This is a genomic window from Corallococcus sp. AB032C, assembly GCF_003668935.1.
GTDB lineage: Bacteria > Myxococcota > Myxococcia > Myxococcales > Myxococcaceae > Corallococcus > Corallococcus exiguus.
In genome coordinates this window covers 16,604-32,302 of record NZ_RAWP01000013.1, presented here as the reverse complement: position 1 = coordinate 32,302, position 15,699 = coordinate 16,604, and the positions used below count along the sequence as shown (strand labels likewise).

The window sequence follows — 15,699 nt, the reverse complement described above, 5'->3', positions numbered from 1 at the left end:
ACATACGCGGGAGCCCCGCCATCACCCCGGCTCCCCTCCAGACACTGTCCATGCAGGGGGATGCGTTACGCTCTTCCCCATGGCTCCCTCACCCTTCCAGGCGGAGTTCCGCGTTCTCATCGGTCCGGACTGGGTGCCGCTCCCGTTCCTGGAGGGGCTGGAGGCCGAAGCGGTGGACATGTACCTCCGTCGCCCGTCCGTGACCTGCTGCAGCTTCCAGGGCGGGTTCTTCATCGACGTGGGCGGCCACCCCTTCAGCGATGATGGCTCGGTGGACGAGTTCTGGATGACCTGGAGCTGGTTCTTCGCGCTGAAGGCGCTGCTCGATGGCGCGGCGGAGACGGGCGCCAACCCCTGGGAAGAGTCACACATGCGGCTCTGGCGCCAGGGGGACGTCTTGAGCATGGAGGACCGGAGCGCCTCGGAGAAACCCCTCTCGCCCCGGGTGGAAGTGGCGTTTCTTCCCTTCGCCCAGTCCCTGGCGCGGCAGGGGCTTGCGTTCCTCGCGTGGGCGGAGCGGGTGCTCGCTGCGCTCGACGCACGCGAGCCTCCGGTGCCTGATTCCGTGAAGGCGGAGTTCAGGCAGTCCCTGACGCTGCCCCGCGACGTCCTGGAAGACGTCGCCTCCAAGGTGGGCGTGACGGCTACCGGGAGATGAGGATCACATCCTCATCCTGTTCCAGCCGGTACGTTCCGTCAGGCTGCTGGCAACGCTCGGCATGCGCACGGATTCGCGCATCGAGCCTTCCCGCCTCGTCCGGGTTCAGGACCGCCAACTGCGCGGCCGTGTAACACCCCTCCAGCACGAGGAAGCGGCAGAGCGTGTACATCTCCTCGAAGGTCTGCGCGGCGAACCCGCTCATCGTCGGGATCGTCTCGTGGGGCAAGTGCTTCCGCTGCACTTCGGCGACGACCTCCTCGCTGAAATGCAGGGTGTCGGAGAACTCACGGCACATCGCATGGGTCGGCCCGCGGGCGGCGGCCATCACAATCAGACAACTGCCGCCGGGCCGCACGAAGCCGAGCAGTCTGTCAATGAAGCCGCCCCATTCAGACACAGGGACGTGATACAGGACGTGCGAGCAGACGACGAGGTCATATCTGTCATTGGAAGCGTACCGCTCCAGGGGGACAGGGATGACCGTCGCCTTCTCATGATGGAAGCCGGAGCTCTGCTCGGGGTGGGGTTCGAGCAGGGTGAGCGAGTCGAAGTGCGGCGCGAGCCGTTCCGCGACCTTGCCCGCCCCCGCTCCGACGTCCAGCAGGGTGGGGTGCTTGGAGAGACCTGGGAGCAGTCTCTCCGTGACGATCTGGTGGAGGTTCGTTGGATGCCTTGCGGACGCCGCGAGAATGCGGAACGCCGTGGCGTACTCCTGCGGTGACATCGTGATTGCCATGAGATTCTCCCCGGTGTCAGGACGACTGCCGGGGAGAGGCTACCATTCCGTCGCGCGGGGGGCTCGGAGGCCCGTCTTGCTAAGACTTCTTCTGGGAACGAGCCCGAGTCGGCTCAGATGCCTTCCCCGAGGCAGCCTTCGCAGCGCCACTGACGAATTCCGCCAGGTGCTTACCGGTCAGCGTCGACTTCGCCGCCACCAGGTCGGCCGGGGTGCCTTCGAACACGATGCGTCCGCCGTCGTGGCCCGCGCCCGGCCCCAGGTCGATGATCCAGTCCGCGTGCGCCATCACCGCCTGGTTGTGCTCGATCACGATGACGGACTTCCCGGCGTCGACCAACCGGTCCAACAGCCCGAGCAGTTGCTCGAGGTCGGCCAGATGCAGACCGGTGGTCGGCTCATCGAGCACGTAGACGCCGCCTTCGTCCCCCATGTGCGTCGCGAGCTTGAGCCGCTGCCGCTCGCCACCCGACAGCGTGGTGAGCGGCTGGCCGAGCCGGAGGTAGCTGAGGCCCACATCGGCCATGCGCTGGAGGATGGCGGACGCGGCCGGCGTCTGCGCCTTGCCAGAGCCGAAGAAGGCGACCGCGTCCTTCACGGGCAGGTCGAGCACCTGGGCGATGTTGAGCCCGCCGAGCTTGTACTCCAGCACCGACGCCTGGAACCGCCGGCCTTCGCAGTCCTCGCAGACCGTGCTGACGCCGGCCATCATCGCCAGGTCGGTGTAGATGACGCCGGCGCCGTTGCAGGTCGGGCAGGCGCCTTCGGAGTTGGCGCTGAACAGGGCGGGCTTCACGCCGTTGGCCTTCGCGAACGCCTTGCGGATCGGCTCCAACATGTCGGTGTACGTCGCCGGGTTGCTCCGCCGCGAGCCGCGAATCGGAGCCTGATCGATGGACACCACCCCGTCCCGGTTTCCCACCGAGCCGTGGATCAGCGAGCTCTTGCCGGACCCGGCCACGCCCGTCACCACCACCAGCACGCCGAGCGGGATGTCGACATCGACCTTCTTCAGGTTGTGCGTGCCGGCGCCGCGCACCTTCAGCACGCCAGACGGCTTGCGCACGGACGACTTCAGGGCGACCCGGTCGCTCAGGTGGCGCCCGGTGAGCGTGTCGCTCGCGCGCAGCGCCTCGACGGTGCCTTCGAAGACCACCTCGCCGCCAGCGGTGCCGGCTCCGGGTCCCAGGTCGACGACGTGGTCGGCGATCGCGATCATCTCCGGCTTGTGCTCGACCACGAGCACGGTGTTGCCCTTGTCACGCAGCCGCAGCAGCAGCTCGTTCATCCGCTGGATGTCGTGCGGGTGCAGTCCGACCGTCGGTTCGTCGAAGACGTAGGTCACGTCGGTGAGCGAGGACCCGAGGTGGCGGATCATCTTGGTGCGCTGCGCCTCACCGCCCGACAGCGTGCCGGCAGGCCGGTCGAGGCTGAGGTAGCCCAGGCCGATCTCCACGAACGATTCGAGCGTGTGCCGCAGCGACGCCAGCAGCGGGGCCACGGACGGCGAGTCCAGGCCGCGCACCCACTCGGCCAGGTCGCTGATCTGCATCGCGCAGGCGTCGGCGATGTTGATGCCCTTGATCTTGGAGGACCGGGCGGGCGCGCTGAGCCGGGTGCCCTTGCATTCGGGGCAGGAGGTGAACGTGACCGCGCGCTCCACGAACGCACGGATGTGCGGCTGCATCGCGTCCACGTCCTTGGACAGGAACGACTTCTGGATCCGCAGGATGAGCCCCTCGTAGGTGAGGTTCATCTTGTCGACCTTCACCTTGGTCTGTTCCTTGTAGAGGAAGTCGTGGAGCTCCTGCTTGGTGTACTTGCGGATCGGCTTGTCCGGGTCGATGAAGCCCGAGGCCCCGAAGATGCGCACGAGCCAGCCGTCCACGTTGTAGCCGGGGATGGTGAGGGCGCCCTCGTTGAGCGACTTGCTGTCGTCATACAGCTGGGTCAGATCGATGTCGCTGACCTGCCCCATGCCCTCGCACTTCGGACACATGCCGCCGGTGACGTTGAAGACCTTCTTCTCGGTCTTGCTGCCCTCGCCCTTCTCTACGGTCATCTCACCTGTGGCGCGGACCGACGGGACGTTGAAGGAGAACGCGTTGGACGAACCGATGTAAGGCTTGCCCAGGCGGCTGAACAGCACGCGCAGCATGGCGTTGGCGTCCGTCGCGGTGCCGACCGTTGAGCGGGAGTTCGCGCCCATGCGCTCCTGGTCGACGATGATGGCGGTCGTGAGTCCTTCCAGGACGTCGACCTCGGGGCGGCCCAGCGTGGGCATGAAACCCTGGACGAACGCGCTGTAGGTTTCGTTGATCAACCGCTGCGACTCCGCGGCGATGGTGCCGAAGACGAGCGACGACTTGCCGGAGCCGGAGACGCCGGTGAAGACGGTGAGCCGCCGCTTGGGCAGCTCCACGCTGACGTCCTTCAGGTTGTTCTCGCGAGCGCCCTGGACGCGGATCAGGTCATGGCTGTCCGCGGGGCTCGAACGGCGCTGAGCGGTGGTCTTGTCGGAGGAGGTCATGGGTCCATTTTCTCCAGCAGTTGTTCGAGGCGGTCGACGTGCTCCGACCAGAACGCGCGGTAGTGCGCGATCCAGTCGATGAGCGGCTTCATTCCGCGTGGATCCACCCGGTAGTAGGTGCAACGCCCTTCACGCCGGCCCTTCACCAGGCCAGCGCCCTTCAAGGCCGCGAGGTGCTGGGAGACCGCGGGCTGCGAGATGTCGAATCGCGCCGTGAGGTCCTTCACCGCCGCTTCGCCACGCGTGAGTGACACGAGAATCGCCCGGCGGTTCGGGTCCGCCAGCGCCTGGAAGATCTTGTTCTCGGCCACGGCCACGCGCTGCATGCGCGACGCATAAGTTGAGGCTTATGGATAGTCAAGCGCGGGGCGCTCAGCCCCAGGTCGCCATCTGCTGGGCGGCCCTGGCGAGCGCCATGACTTCGTCCCGCCCCAGCGTGACTTCCTGGGCGAGCAGGGCCGTAACCAGTTCGTGATCTCCGAGCACCGGGACGTTCCTCGGTGGCTCCCTCACCACGAGCTCCGCGTCCACGAAGACCAGCAGGCTTTGGACCCAGAGCGAGCGGAGTCGCGTCGCCGCGAGCAGCTTCTCACGGACCCGCTTGGCCTCTGCTTCGCCCTTCCTCACGTAGTCCTTGTTGGAGCCGCCGACCTTGATGACGTTCCCGGCGACCCACACGTTCTGGCGGAGGAACTTGGTGTTGATGACGTAGACGCCCGGCGGGCCAATCACGAGGTGATCCACGTTCGCGCCGTTCTGGCCAATCCTGACGTCGTGCTGGATGAACCAGCCCTGCGCTCGCAGGGGTTCGAGCAACCGGCCTACGCGTTCCTCGCCTTCGGCGCCGCGCCCCCAGGCACGCTCATCGGTGTGCATTCCGAAGAGCCGCGTGAAGAAGGTCTTGATCGGCGCGGCCTTCGCGAGCGCGTTCTGCTTCTCGCGTGCGCTCTCTCCGGGCCGGCGGACGGAGTACCCAGCGGCGTTCGGATCATCCGCTCCGTTGTGTTGCTTCGGCATGACACCCCCACGCATGACCTTGGTTGAGCCGGACTGAGCATACCCCTCCGGAGGGATTCACCGGAGAGGGTGCGGAGGCCTATTTGTCCGGCCATGCGAACGCGCTCCCTTGTCGTCGTTTCATTGTGTGTCTTCCTGTCTCTCGTCACTGCCTGTCTGGGGGATGAAGGGTCCCTGGGACCCCAGATGTCTCCCGAGCCCCTGGTCGCCGCTTCCGACAGCCTCCTGGGCGCGGTTGTCTGCGAGCCCGGCAGGGCCTTTTGCGACGGTGCGCACCTGTTCTCGTGCAGCCGATCCGGTAGGGATGCGTTCAGCCTTGGGGCTTGTGCTGGAGGCTCGGACAACAACCCGGTGGGCTGCTTCACGACGGATTGTTCCGGCGGTGCCACGGCTTGCTGCCGGCCCGCGAAGGCCACTTGTGACTGGTCGTTCACGAGCCCCGCCATCTCGGGTCAGACCTACGTCTTCGATGAAAAGAGGGACAAGGAAAACTATTGCGTGGCGCCTTCGACCTGCGACCAGAACAGTTTCACCTTCTACATTGCTCCGCCCAAGACGACGGGAAGCTGCCCGGAGATGGTCGGCCGCTCCGTCCATGTCATCATCGGCCGCCCGCTTCCGCTGGCTGGACAAGTCGTGACGCTGCCGGATTCGAGAGTCATCATTCATTCCGGCAGCGCCACGATCGCCTGCTCCGCATGGAGAGGGACGCTCATCGTCCATTCGGATGTTCCCAGTTGGCGGGTCAGCATTGATGCGACGTGCAGCAATCCGGGGTCGAGCGATATCCGCATCGTGGGCTCCGCCAGCGGCGACGTCTGATTCAGCTATCTGTCCGCCACGGCCAGGACGAAGCGCGCGTAGCCCAACTCCGCCGCGTTCTTCATCAGCTCCAGGTTCACCCACGCGACGATGTCCGCGAAGGGCCTGCCCTCCAGGGGCCACCGGGTGCGCGTCGACGCGTGTAGCTCGGAGTCGTCCAGCCCCGTGACGGCGCTTCGCCACTGGGCGTGCAGGCGTGGGATCCACGCCTGCACGCCCTCGGCGGTTCCAGGCCAGTGCACGTCCTCGCGCTTCAGTGCGCCGGTACCAAACGAGTGGTCATGCACCATCGACCACCAGAACCCCATGTGCCAGGTCAGCCAGGCGATGGACGCGGGCCCGATGTCATAGCCCTCTGACTCCGGCCACTCCGCGCGCCAGACGCCGTCCGTGCCTTGCTCCACGTGCAGGCCCTTTCGTGCGGGCCGGAGCAGGCACTCCTGCGTGGTGAGTCCGTTGAGATGGTATTGGGTGAGCGCCCAGGCTGTGTCCAACTGGGTCAGCAACACGCTTCGAAGGCTGCTGTTCTCCTGGGTTTCCATCCATCGAGCCTTCCATGGCGGAGCACGTGCCTCAAGACCCAGCTGGACCCCACCGACGGGTCATGGAGAAGCGGGCGGAAGGGGAGGTGGCCCGCGGAGTCCTTCATCCGATGGGAACTGGCGAAGGCGGACCCCCGATGAAGCTCGCGGGCGTCAACAAGTAGTGAAGGCAGAGCGCGAAAAGGCTACCGAACAGCAGCAACGCCACGGCCAGCGCGGCTCGCCGTCTCAGTGGTGAATCCAGGCGCGAATGGAGGAGCACCGCGGGGCCAGTAACGCCGATTGCCAACCAGATGATGAGGCAGGCCAGTGAGGCCCCGAGCCAAACAGTGGCCAGCAATCCCAGCCGCTCGGAATCGGTCATCAGCGTGAAGCCCGACAGTACCCAGAGGCTCGTGAGCAGACTACCTACCGACAGGGCCGCTCCCAGTCGCCGGAGCCGCGTGAACCCATGGAGCCGTGCGAACGCCTCCAGTCCGAGATCCAGTGTCGCTACGAGCAACAGGGGGGCCACCATCAAGGCAAAGGGTGGTGGAAACGCGAAGAGCGCATTGAAGGCGACGACATAAACCCAAGGCGCGGCCAGCAGGCCCGACAGCAGCGCACCGAGTCCGATCGCGCCCGGGTTCTTCCAACGTGCGGCGGTCATCGGCGTGCGGCTCCTGCGGCGGGAACGGGAACCGTGAACTCCCGCTCGAAGGCGATTCGGGTGATGAGCGGTACATACCCATGTTGGAACTGTAGCTGCCACCAGGCCGTAATGCCCTGTGACGCGTCGCTGTCGAATCCGCCATCCGCGCCATACTCTTGCAGGTCGTCATCATCCAGACCGAAAACGTCGTAGAAGACATACTCTAGTTTGATGGTGTACTCGCTCTTGGGTCGGTCGAACCGGTACTCCTTTGCGACGACGACGACGTGCTGGATGCCATTGATCATCACCCCCAGCCCATTGCTGAAATCACCTGTATGCCAAGCGGGGCTGCCTTCGTTGAACGCGGGTACGCCCAACCCTTTTATGGGCGTGACCGCATTGATGTTCCAGCCCACTTTTTCGAGCGCCTGATGGATTCGCACCTGTCCCGCTGTGCGCTCCGGCGAATTCGGTGCGGACAGTGCTCGATGGACGAAGGTGGTGATGTTGGGATGAACCTCAGCATCCGCGGTGAGGCCAGAGTCACTCCAGAAGAGCAAGGCGCGCTGTGGCTTGAGAAAGGCATCAAACAGCCGCCGGGCCTTGCCTCGGGTGTCATTGCCCGCGAACTCCTTCAGCAGGCGGCGCATCTTGCCATCCAGGGCAGCGGGAGTTGTACCCACGCTGGGTCCATAAGGCTGCGCACGTCCCGTTGCGAACGAAAGGTCCTGGCCGAACCCCAGTACGTGTTTGCCCGGAAGCTTTGGGTCCGCAATGAAATGCGTAGGCTTTAAATATGTGTCCGTGGCGATGGCGATGATCTTCGGTTGGGTTAGTTGAAATGCGACAGAGGGGTCGTGAGCCGGACTGTAATCTTGCCGGACGGGGGGAACCAAAGTGCTGCGGTGTGACGACCGTTTTGGCGTTCTGAGAGTCGGCCGCGGACGAGTGTGTGGGTTGGGCGTGCTTGATCAGCTCACGTGACACGTATCCCTTCAAGGGCATTCGGCTTTCGTGACGGCACTCAACGTAAAGCCAGCCACCCGAGCTGGAAACGATCTGGACGTTTTCTCCATGTGGCAGATCCGCCAGCGTACGAGTGCTTTTGGCCGGCCCGTGCCTGAGCGCGGCACTCCAAGGAATGACTTTGCCAGGCCAGGGATACGTGGTGGGCTGCTGGGCTTCAAATGGCATGGCATCCGCCAGTGGTCGTATGGTTCATCGCCATGGTACCACCCCTTTTCTGTCCCTTGCGATGTGAGTCACTGTCTGGACTCATGGTGGGGTGGGTATAGAGAGACGCGCCGTAGACGAAAGCCCCCGCGATGCCTGCGGAGGTAGTCTGTCCGGCATGCCGCTGAAGGTGATGACGCTCAACACCCTGATGGGAGGCGAGGAGCGGATGCCGCTGCTCCTGGCCCTCATCGCCCGTGAGCGCCCGGACGTGCTCGTGCTGCAGGAGTGCCTGGGTTGGGAGGACGGCGAGCGGCTCCGTCAGGTCGCCGCCGCGCTCAACCTCCCCGCCACCGACGCCCACGTGAGACTGGGCATCGCGCGTCCCCGTCCCAGCGGCAGCCGCTACCACGTGGCCGTCGCGAGCCGCTTGCCCCTGCGCTCGGTCCGCGCCCACGCCAATGCCCATTTCATCGGCCACTGCCTCCTTGAGTGTGAACTGGAGACGGGCGCGGAGCCGCTGACCCTCTTCGCCGCCCACTTCGACTCCCACCATGAGTCCCTGCGCTTCGTGGAGGCGCGCTATCTGAGCTCCCTCATCGAGCCCACGGTCTTCGGTGAGCGGGCCTTCATCCTGGCCGGGGACCTCAACTCCCTGTCCCGCGCGGATCCCTACCCGGTGGACCTGGCCGACCGCGTCCGCCGTGCGCGGGTGGACAAGTACGGACATCCGCCACGCTTCGACGTCGTCGACGACCTGGAGGGCTTCGGCTGGCTGGACACACTTCGCCTCAAGCCGGCCGATTCCCAGTGGGTTACCGCCCGGCGCCAACGCGAGGGGGAGGTCATCGACTTCCGCACGGACTTCGTCTTCGCCTCGCCCAGGTTGGCTTGGCGGCTGCTCGCGGCTCAAGTGGTGGACGTAGGCACGGCCTCCGACCACCACGCCGTGACCGCGCGCTTCAGCGACGCGTAAGGCGCCTCCTCGTGAACAAGAAGAGCAACCCCCGCTTCTCGGCCCAGCGTTCAGATGCAGAGATCGTTTGACGCGAGCGTCGAGGCTTGATCCTCTTCGAGGATGAGCGCTCACCCCATTGAGTTCGACCCACAGCTGGCCGCCCTCCTGCCCGCGCTGGAGGGGTATGTGCCCCGGCAGATGACGCTGGCACAGCTGGAACATTTCCGTGGCTTGAGCCGCGTGGCCCGGGAGGACCTGCTTGGCGACGCGAAGGTCCACTGCGTCGATTACAGCATCCCCGGTTATCAAGGCGCCGAGATCACGGTCTCCGTCATTGCACGGCAGGGCCATTCGGTCCCGGGGCCTGCCGTCTATTTCATCCATGGCGGCGGGATGGTGATGGGGACCCGCTTCGCGGGAGCGAAGCCGCTCGTGGACTGGGCGCTCCGTCATGACGCGGTCTGCGTGACGGTCGAATACCGGCTGGCGCCCGAGCATCCGGCACCGACCCTGGTGGAGGACTGTTACGCCGGGCTGCTCTGGATGGCGGCGAACGCCGAGCGGCTGCGGTTTGATCCGAAGCAGTTGGTCATCTTCGGCGGGAGCGGCGGTGGCGGGCTCGCGGCGGGAACCACGCTCCTGGCCCGGGATCGGCGCGGCCCGAAGCTGTTGGGCCAACTGCTGCAATGCCCGATGCTGGATGACCGCAACGAGACGGAATCCGCCCATCGGTATGACGGCGTCGGCGTCTGGGACCGCACGAGCAATCTGACGGCCTGGCGCGCGGTGCTGGGCGAGCGCTGTGGGGGCCCGGACGTGTCTCCCTATTCAGCGCCCGCGCGCGCCACGGACCTGCGGGGGCTGCCGCCGACCTTCATCGACGTCGCGGCAGGGGAGACGTTCCGGGATGAAGCCGTCGCCTATGCGCGCGGCATCCTCGATGCGGGCGGCGAGTGCGAACTGCACGTCTGGGGCGGAGCCTTCCATGGCTTCTACGACATCGCCCCCCAGTCCGACGTGGCGCGCGCCTGCATTGCGACGCGCGACGCGTGGCTGGGACGGATGTTCGCCCGCGGTGTTGCGAGCGGGGGCACACTGCCTGTCCCATGATTGTGCATCCCTCTGCGCGCCTGCGCCCCGCCCGCCTCGACGAGATCGCGCGTGTGCGCGAAATCGAGCGTCTCTCCGCGCGCCGTTTCCTGGGCACGGACCTCGCGGCCCTGGTGGAGGATGAACCCACCGACGCGGCCACGCTCGCGGCCCGCATCGCCACGGGTGGGCTGACCGTCGCGGAAGGGGAGGATGGGAGTCCGGTCGCCTTCCTGATGGCTCGACCCGTGGAGGGTTGCGGTTACATCGAGCAACTGGACGTGCTGCCGACCCATGCCGGACGGCGGTTGGGCGCCGCGCTTATCTCGGCCCTCGAGCCGGCATGGCCCGCCCTGTTGCTCTCCACCTTCCGAGACGTGCCGTGGAACGCGCCCTACTACGCGCGGCTGGGCTTCCGGGTCGTCGAGACCCTGACGCCGGCCCTGGAGGTCATCCGGGCCGAGCATCTTGCACGGGGGCTCGACGAGAGCCGGCGGGTGTTCATGCGCAAGGACAGGATGCCCTGATCACGGTTGCGCCACGCCCGTCTCGTACGCCTTGCGGACGGTCTGGGCACAGGCGCGTGACTTCTCGCCCTCCTCGCTGCCGAGCTGACGGCTGCGCGCCAGGACCATGTACTGGGTCCTGGCCGCGTTCACCCAGGGATAGAAGCCGAACGCCCCCGCCGACGAATGGCCCGTCACGGTCCAGGAACTGCCGACGGTCTCTCCTTCGATCCAGTGCCCGAGCCCGTAGTACGCCTCGCCTGCGGCGCTCCACGGCGTGTAGGCCACGTTGGGGCCTCCCGGCCAGGCGGGCACGGAGTCCACGGCCAGCTTGGAGGACAGCGCGTACTGGCTGTTGATCATCTTCAGCAGGAAGACGCGGTACTGCGCCGCGCTGCCGGAGAAACCTCCCGCCACGGCGACGTCGCTGTCGGACTCCGGGAAGGTGGTGCCCAGCAAGGGATTGAGCCAATCCATGACGCTCAGGAGACCCGTGCCCTTGCGCGCGCCGATGTCATCCAGGGCCAGCTTCTGCATGTGCCCGCCGTTGTAGAAGAAGCGGCCGTTCTGGAGCGGGCGATAGGTGACGTCCTTGAAGGACGGCCCGTAGCACGCGGAGACGGTCGTCCCGGCGGCGTCACACAGGGTGGTGTTCTCGTCGATGTAGCCGCTGGTGAAGTTGAGCCGCTTCTTGTCGTCCGAGGTCAGGTTCGCGTAGCCCTTGGACTGCACGTAGGCCCCCACGTACAGCCACTTGCTCGCGGACGCGATGGGCATCACCGTCGTGGCCGTGACGCCGCTGCCCTTCGTGAGGCCGTAGAGCAGCCCGGACCCGTTGCCAATCTCCCAGTAGAAGTTCCCGAGCGACTTGCAGCCCGCCGCGTTGTTGGCCGTATCCAGCGCGGCCTGCTCATACACGGTGAGGGCCGCCTGGGACGTTCCCCAGGTCACGCCATCACCGGAGTCGAGCGTGTCCTCCGGGTTTCCACAGCCGGCGGTGCCCAGGGCCCACAGCGCGCACGCCCAGATGAACTGCGTCGTTCCGCTTCGCTTCATGGGGACTTCCTCCAGGAAAGCCCCCATGAACCCGGACCGCGCGCGGAAGTTGCGCGGGAAACGCGCTCAGAATCTGAAGTTCCACCCGGCCAGGTGCTGCAGGTCGCGGGCGCCGCCGTTGGGGATGCGCTCCGGCACGGGCTGGCCGTGCGCGGGGGCAGGTACATCCGTCGCGATGCGTTTGACCCCAGGAGTCTTGTCGAGACCGCCGCACCAGGTCTGCCAGCGCTCGCCATTCAGGCGGTCCCGGAAACCGATGCCTGTCAGCTGGTCCGCCGTGGGCGGAGTGGGGGAGAGCAGGTCGAGGAACTCCATCCGGCCTCGGCCGTCGGTGCGCACCTCATGGCAATAGGCGGCACCCCACAGGTCCTCGCGGAAGCGAATGGCATACACGCTGCCCGGGGCTGGCGGGCCGGGGATGGACTTGGGCCGGGCGCCGGCCGGGCTGGCCGTCTTGCGGCGCGCGGTAGGCGCTGCTGGCGGCGGGGTGGGCTCCGCCCTCGGTCGCTCGAGATGGCCGAACAGCGTGGTCACCAACGTCTCCTGGAGGCCCTCCTTCGCCGACCACCACGCCAGCGGCGCTGGCACCTCCACGCGGACCGATGGGCGCTGGTCGCGCTCGATGGCGGTCGTGAAGCGGGTCATCAGGCCCGGGTGCTCGGGTGTCTGCAGGATGCCGATGAACGCGAGCGCTTCCAGCACGGTCCCGCAGCGCGAGGGACGGCCGGCGCTCAGAAGCCCGGCCTTGTGGAGCGCGGTGCGCGCCTGGCTGTAGCGTGCCGTGGAGGGAAGGCCGCGCAGCAGGTCGAGCACCTGGTGGAACACCCAGACGTCTCGCGGCGTGGGCTTCGGCCAGTCGGACGGTGGACTGGCGATGGCGGCGTTCAGTGCGAGGACGCCGTCGGCCGGTTGGGCGTCACCCCAGCCCGCGCCCTCCAGGTGACGGAAGTACGCGGCCTGGGTGGTGTCGATGGCGTCCGCCTTGAAGAAGCAGACACGGCAGCTGCCGCCGCCCATGGGGTCCTCGGCGTGGACCGGCATGGCGCGTCCGAGGACAGCGGCGGGCAGTACGGTCAACCAGGCGAGGTCGGCGGACCCCATCGAGGCCACGAACGCATCGGCCGCGGGACGCAGGTCGAACGCCGCGGCGGACTTGCGCAACCGGGTGATGACCTCGTCATGTCCCCACTGGATGAAGACATTGGGTACCAACCCGGTGTCCCGCAGTTGCTGATGCTCCGCCTCCGTGAAGGTGGAGGGGATCCGATGGCTGTAGCGGCCCTCCGCATCGAAGTGGCTGTTGCGGGAGTCGTAGACGCGGGCCCGCAGGGCCATGACGGAGGTATCGGGATGGGTCATCTCAAGGGTGCGGTGCGGGAAGAAGCCCCCGTTCTATCGTAGAGAGAGCAGACAGCCATTCGGATCACGGATGAAGCCAGAGGCATCGTGGAGCTTCCCGCGGCGTAGATGCGCGAGCCGTTCCCGTCATGCCAACCTCCGCACGACGGGTCCTGGTCCGGTGGGCTCCTTGCAACTGCGGGAGCGTGACCTCCATCTTCGAGGGGACGCGTGGGTCCGCGCGGTGGGCGGCCGCATGCGCGCCGGGGGCGTCATGAACTCCAAGCTGTCACCCGAGCTCCGCCGTCACGCGCGGAGCGCCGCCGCCCGGAGGGGGCTGGCGGAGGAGCCGAAGCGCGTCAGCCTCGCGGTCGAGTTCACCGGCCCGCTGGAGGACCTGCGGGCCGCCGGCCTCAGGGTGCGCAGCGTCGTCACCCACCCGACGCAGGGTTACAGCATCGCGACGGGCTCCCTGCCCCCCGAAAGGCTGGAGGCCCTGGGAGCCGTCGAGCACGTGGTGCAGGTGGATGGCGGGTGCCGGATGCGGCCTCAGTTGGACTACAGCGTCCCGGAGATTCACGCCGACGCGGTCCACACAGGGCCCCCGCCGTACACGGGCAAGGGCGTCATCGTGGGCATCATTGACGGGGGGATCGACTGGCGTCATCGCGGCTTCGTGGCGGACGGGAACAAGTCCCGCATCCTCGCGCTGTGGGACATGCGGCTCACCGCGAAGGGGACGGAGACCGCCGGCCCCGACGACCTGGGCGTCATCTATGAGCGGGACTTCCTCTCCGCGGCGCTCGCGAACGACACGGGCCAGGCGCGCACCGAGGATTCATCGGGCCACGGCACCCATGTCGCAGGCATCGCCGCGGGCAGTGGCGCCGCCGCGTCCTGTTGCCATCCGCTGGGGGGGACCTATGTCGGCGTGGCGCCGGAGGCGGACCTCATCATCGTGAGGTACGCGAGCGATCAGGACGAGCCCGACCTGGGCTCGAATGACAGCGTCATCGACGCCATCGACTTCATCTTCACCCGTGCCACGAGCGCGGGGCGGGCCGCCGTCATCAACATCAGCCAGGGGGACAACCTGGGCGCGCATGACGGCACCAGCCCCGTGGAGCGGGCCATCGACGCGCACCTCGCGGGCCAGACGGGGCGGGTCGTGGTGGTGTCGGCCGGCAACGCCGCCAACAAGCGCTGGCACGTGCGGGGGAGCGTGTCCGGACATGACTCCCAGGACATCGAGTTCACGGTCCGGGACGGACACTCCGGTGATGCCGTGCTGGACCTCTGGTATGCGCGCGCGGGCACGCTGAACCTGGAGGTCGTCGCTCCTGGCAATCACTCCAGCGGCACCGTCAACCACGGCGATGACGCCACCTTCGTGGCCAACCCGGATGATCCCGAGGACCGGCAGGTCGTGGTGGACATCTCCGGGAACGCCCAGGGACCGCACGGCCGGGACAACAACTTCCGTATCACGCTCACCCAGCCGGACTCCGGCGACCTCCCGGCCGGGGACTGGAAGCTCACGCTCACCCATCCCAACGCGGGCGCGGTGCGGTTCCATGCCTGGATCGACCGGGGTACGCACGCGCCCCGGTTCCTGGGCATCCAGAGCCCGCCGGACGACAAGCTGCGGGCGTCCCCCAGTTCGACGCTCTCGATTCCCTCCACCTCCGTGAGCGCCATCACCGTCGCCAACCATGATTCGCGCACGGGCTGGTGCGACTTCTCTCCCTCCTCGGGGATCTCCGCCTCGTCGGGCCGGGGGCCCGTGGCGCGCAACGCGAACACCAACCCCAAACCGGACATCGCCGCGCCGGGCTTGAAGATCACGTCGGCGAAGGCCAACGCCGCCAACCAGCCGGGCCACTGCTGCTCCTGCTGCCCCGACGCGTGCTGCTGTCTGTACAGGGACGACTCCGGCACCAGCATGTCGGCACCGCATGTGACGGGGACCATCGCGCTGATGTTGGAGAAGAACCCCACGCTCACCCGCGATCAGATCCTCGAACACCTCCAGCAGTCCGCGCGTCCACCTCCGGACGGCGAGCCTCCTCAGGTGTGGGGCGCGGGCAAGCTCGACGCGCAGGCCGCCATGGACCGGGTGCCCGAGCCGGCGGGCGGTGGGGGCGGAGGCGGTCCGCACAGCGCTCCCGTGCGGCGGCTGACGCGGGCTCCCGCCGATCTTCCCCCCGCGCTGCGAATCGTGAGGGCGAGGCTGCTCGCGCTGCCAGAGGGAGAGGAGCTGGCGTCGGTGGTGAGCCGGCACTTCAGCGAGGTGAGGCGCCTCATCAACACGAACCGGCGGGTGGCCACGCTGTGGCACCGGGGCAGTGGACCGCGGATGCTGCGCAGCCTGCTGGAGGGGGCGCTGGACGCGGACGCGACGCCAGCGCTGGAGACGGAGTCGCAGCGGGAGTCCCTGGAGCGCTGGTGCGGCCTGCTCACGCGCTACGGCACGCCGAAGCTGCGCCGGAGCCTGGAGCAGCACCGGGAGCAGGTGTTCACGCTGCTCCGCTCGCCCCTGGCCGCGCGGGTCGGCGCGCTCAATGCCAGACAGACGCCGGCCCTCCAGGGCAGCGCCTTGAGTTGACTGGCGCGCGGGGGCCTTGACCCTCTGGGTTT

15 protein-coding genes are annotated in these 15,699 nt (G+C 67.3%); 6 read left to right on the top strand and 9 right to left on the bottom strand.

Annotated features, from left to right (window positions below; translation table 11 throughout):
* The first annotated feature begins 79 nt into the window (after positions 1-79).
* A complete protein-coding gene (locus D7X99_RS08060) occupies positions 80-658 on the top strand; it encodes a hypothetical protein (RefSeq protein WP_121777251.1) in 579 nt (192 codons plus the stop codon).
* Here the strand turns inward: D7X99_RS08060 and D7X99_RS08055 are convergent.
* From D7X99_RS08055 to D7X99_RS08040, 4 genes are all read right to left on the bottom strand, one after another.
* Complete coding sequence (locus tag D7X99_RS08055; RefSeq protein ID WP_121760363.1) at positions 645-1,397, bottom strand: bifunctional 2-polyprenyl-6-hydroxyphenol methylase/3-demethylubiquinol 3-O-methyltransferase UbiG; 753 nt, start codon at positions 1,395-1,397, stop codon at positions 645-647. The genes D7X99_RS08060 and D7X99_RS08055 overlap by 14 nt on opposite strands.
* Before the next feature lie 79 nt (positions 1,398-1,476).
* A complete protein-coding gene (locus D7X99_RS08050; protein ID WP_121777250.1) occupies positions 1,477-3,927 on the bottom strand; it encodes an excinuclease ABC subunit UvrA in 2,451 nt (816 codons plus the stop codon).
* Complete coding sequence (locus D7X99_RS08045) at positions 3,924-4,253, bottom strand: helix-turn-helix transcriptional regulator (RefSeq protein WP_120595786.1); 330 nt, start codon at positions 4,251-4,253, stop codon at positions 3,924-3,926. Before D7X99_RS08045 ends, D7X99_RS08050 begins: the two co-directional genes overlap by 4 nt.
* A gap of 46 nt (positions 4,254-4,299) precedes the next feature.
* Positions 4,300-4,944, bottom strand: a complete 645-nt coding sequence (locus D7X99_RS08040) for a nuclease-related domain-containing protein (RefSeq protein WP_158626951.1) — start codon at positions 4,942-4,944, stop codon at positions 4,300-4,302.
* A gap of 186 nt (positions 4,945-5,130) precedes the next feature.
* Here D7X99_RS08040 and D7X99_RS08035 point away from each other — a divergent pair, with 186 nt between their 5' ends.
* On the top strand, positions 5,131-5,766 hold the full coding sequence (locus tag D7X99_RS08035; protein WP_121777249.1) for a collagen-like protein: 636 nt from the start codon (positions 5,131-5,133) through the stop codon (positions 5,764-5,766).
* Positions 5,767-5,771: 5 nt separating this feature from the next.
* Here the strand turns inward: D7X99_RS08035 and D7X99_RS08030 are convergent, their stop codons facing one another.
* From D7X99_RS08030 to D7X99_RS43095, 3 genes are all read right to left on the bottom strand, one after another.
* Positions 5,772-6,308 (bottom strand): DinB family protein, encoded by a 537-nt coding sequence (locus tag D7X99_RS08030; protein WP_121777248.1) that lies wholly within the window; start codon positions 6,306-6,308, stop codon positions 5,772-5,774.
* Between the two features lie 103 nt (positions 6,309-6,411).
* The gene (locus D7X99_RS08025; protein ID WP_121777247.1) at positions 6,412-6,957 is read right to left on the bottom strand and encodes a hypothetical protein; all 546 of its coding nucleotides are present in this window, start codon (positions 6,955-6,957) and stop codon (positions 6,412-6,414) included.
* Positions 6,954-7,592 carry a hypothetical protein gene (locus tag D7X99_RS43095; protein WP_199756326.1) on the bottom strand — a complete coding sequence of 213 codons (639 nt, stop codon included), beginning with the start codon at positions 7,590-7,592 and terminating at the stop codon, positions 6,954-6,956. The genes D7X99_RS08025 and D7X99_RS43095 overlap by 4 nt, the downstream gene beginning before the upstream one ends.
* A 701-nt stretch (positions 7,593-8,293) precedes the next feature.
* Here D7X99_RS43095 and D7X99_RS08015 point away from each other — a divergent pair.
* The 3 genes from D7X99_RS08015 to D7X99_RS08005 all read left to right on the top strand — a co-directional run bounded on the left by D7X99_RS08015 (position 8,294) and on the right by D7X99_RS08005 (position 10,689).
* Positions 8,294-9,091: an endonuclease/exonuclease/phosphatase family protein gene (locus tag D7X99_RS08015; RefSeq protein WP_121777246.1), complete on the top strand. Its 798-nt coding sequence runs from the start codon at positions 8,294-8,296 to the stop codon at positions 9,089-9,091.
* Between the two features lie 102 nt (positions 9,092-9,193).
* Positions 9,194-10,183, top strand: coding sequence for an alpha/beta hydrolase (locus D7X99_RS08010; RefSeq protein ID WP_121777245.1), 990 nt, complete (start codon positions 9,194-9,196; stop codon positions 10,181-10,183).
* A complete protein-coding gene (locus D7X99_RS08005) occupies positions 10,180-10,689 on the top strand; it encodes a GNAT family N-acetyltransferase (RefSeq protein ID WP_121777244.1) in 510 nt (169 codons plus the stop codon). The genes D7X99_RS08010 and D7X99_RS08005 overlap by 4 nt, the downstream gene beginning before the upstream one ends.
* Here the strand turns inward: D7X99_RS08005 and D7X99_RS08000 are convergent, their stop codons facing one another.
* Both D7X99_RS08000 and D7X99_RS07995 read right to left on the bottom strand, forming a co-directional pair.
* On the bottom strand, positions 10,690-11,724 hold the full coding sequence (locus tag D7X99_RS08000; protein WP_121777243.1) for a hypothetical protein: 1,035 nt from the start codon (positions 11,722-11,724) through the stop codon (positions 10,690-10,692).
* A gap of 66 nt (positions 11,725-11,790) precedes the next feature.
* Positions 11,791-13,059 carry a hypothetical protein gene (locus D7X99_RS07995; RefSeq protein WP_233613190.1) on the bottom strand — a complete coding sequence of 423 codons (1,269 nt, stop codon included), beginning with the start codon at positions 13,057-13,059 and terminating at the stop codon, positions 11,791-11,793.
* 277 nt (positions 13,060-13,336) lie between these two features.
* Here D7X99_RS07995 and D7X99_RS07990 point away from each other — a divergent pair, with 277 nt between their 5' ends.
* The gene (locus tag D7X99_RS07990; RefSeq protein ID WP_158626950.1) at positions 13,337-15,667 is read left to right on the top strand and encodes a S8 family serine peptidase; all 2,331 of its coding nucleotides are present in this window, start codon (positions 13,337-13,339) and stop codon (positions 15,665-15,667) included.
* Positions 15,668-15,699 lie beyond the last annotated feature (32 nt).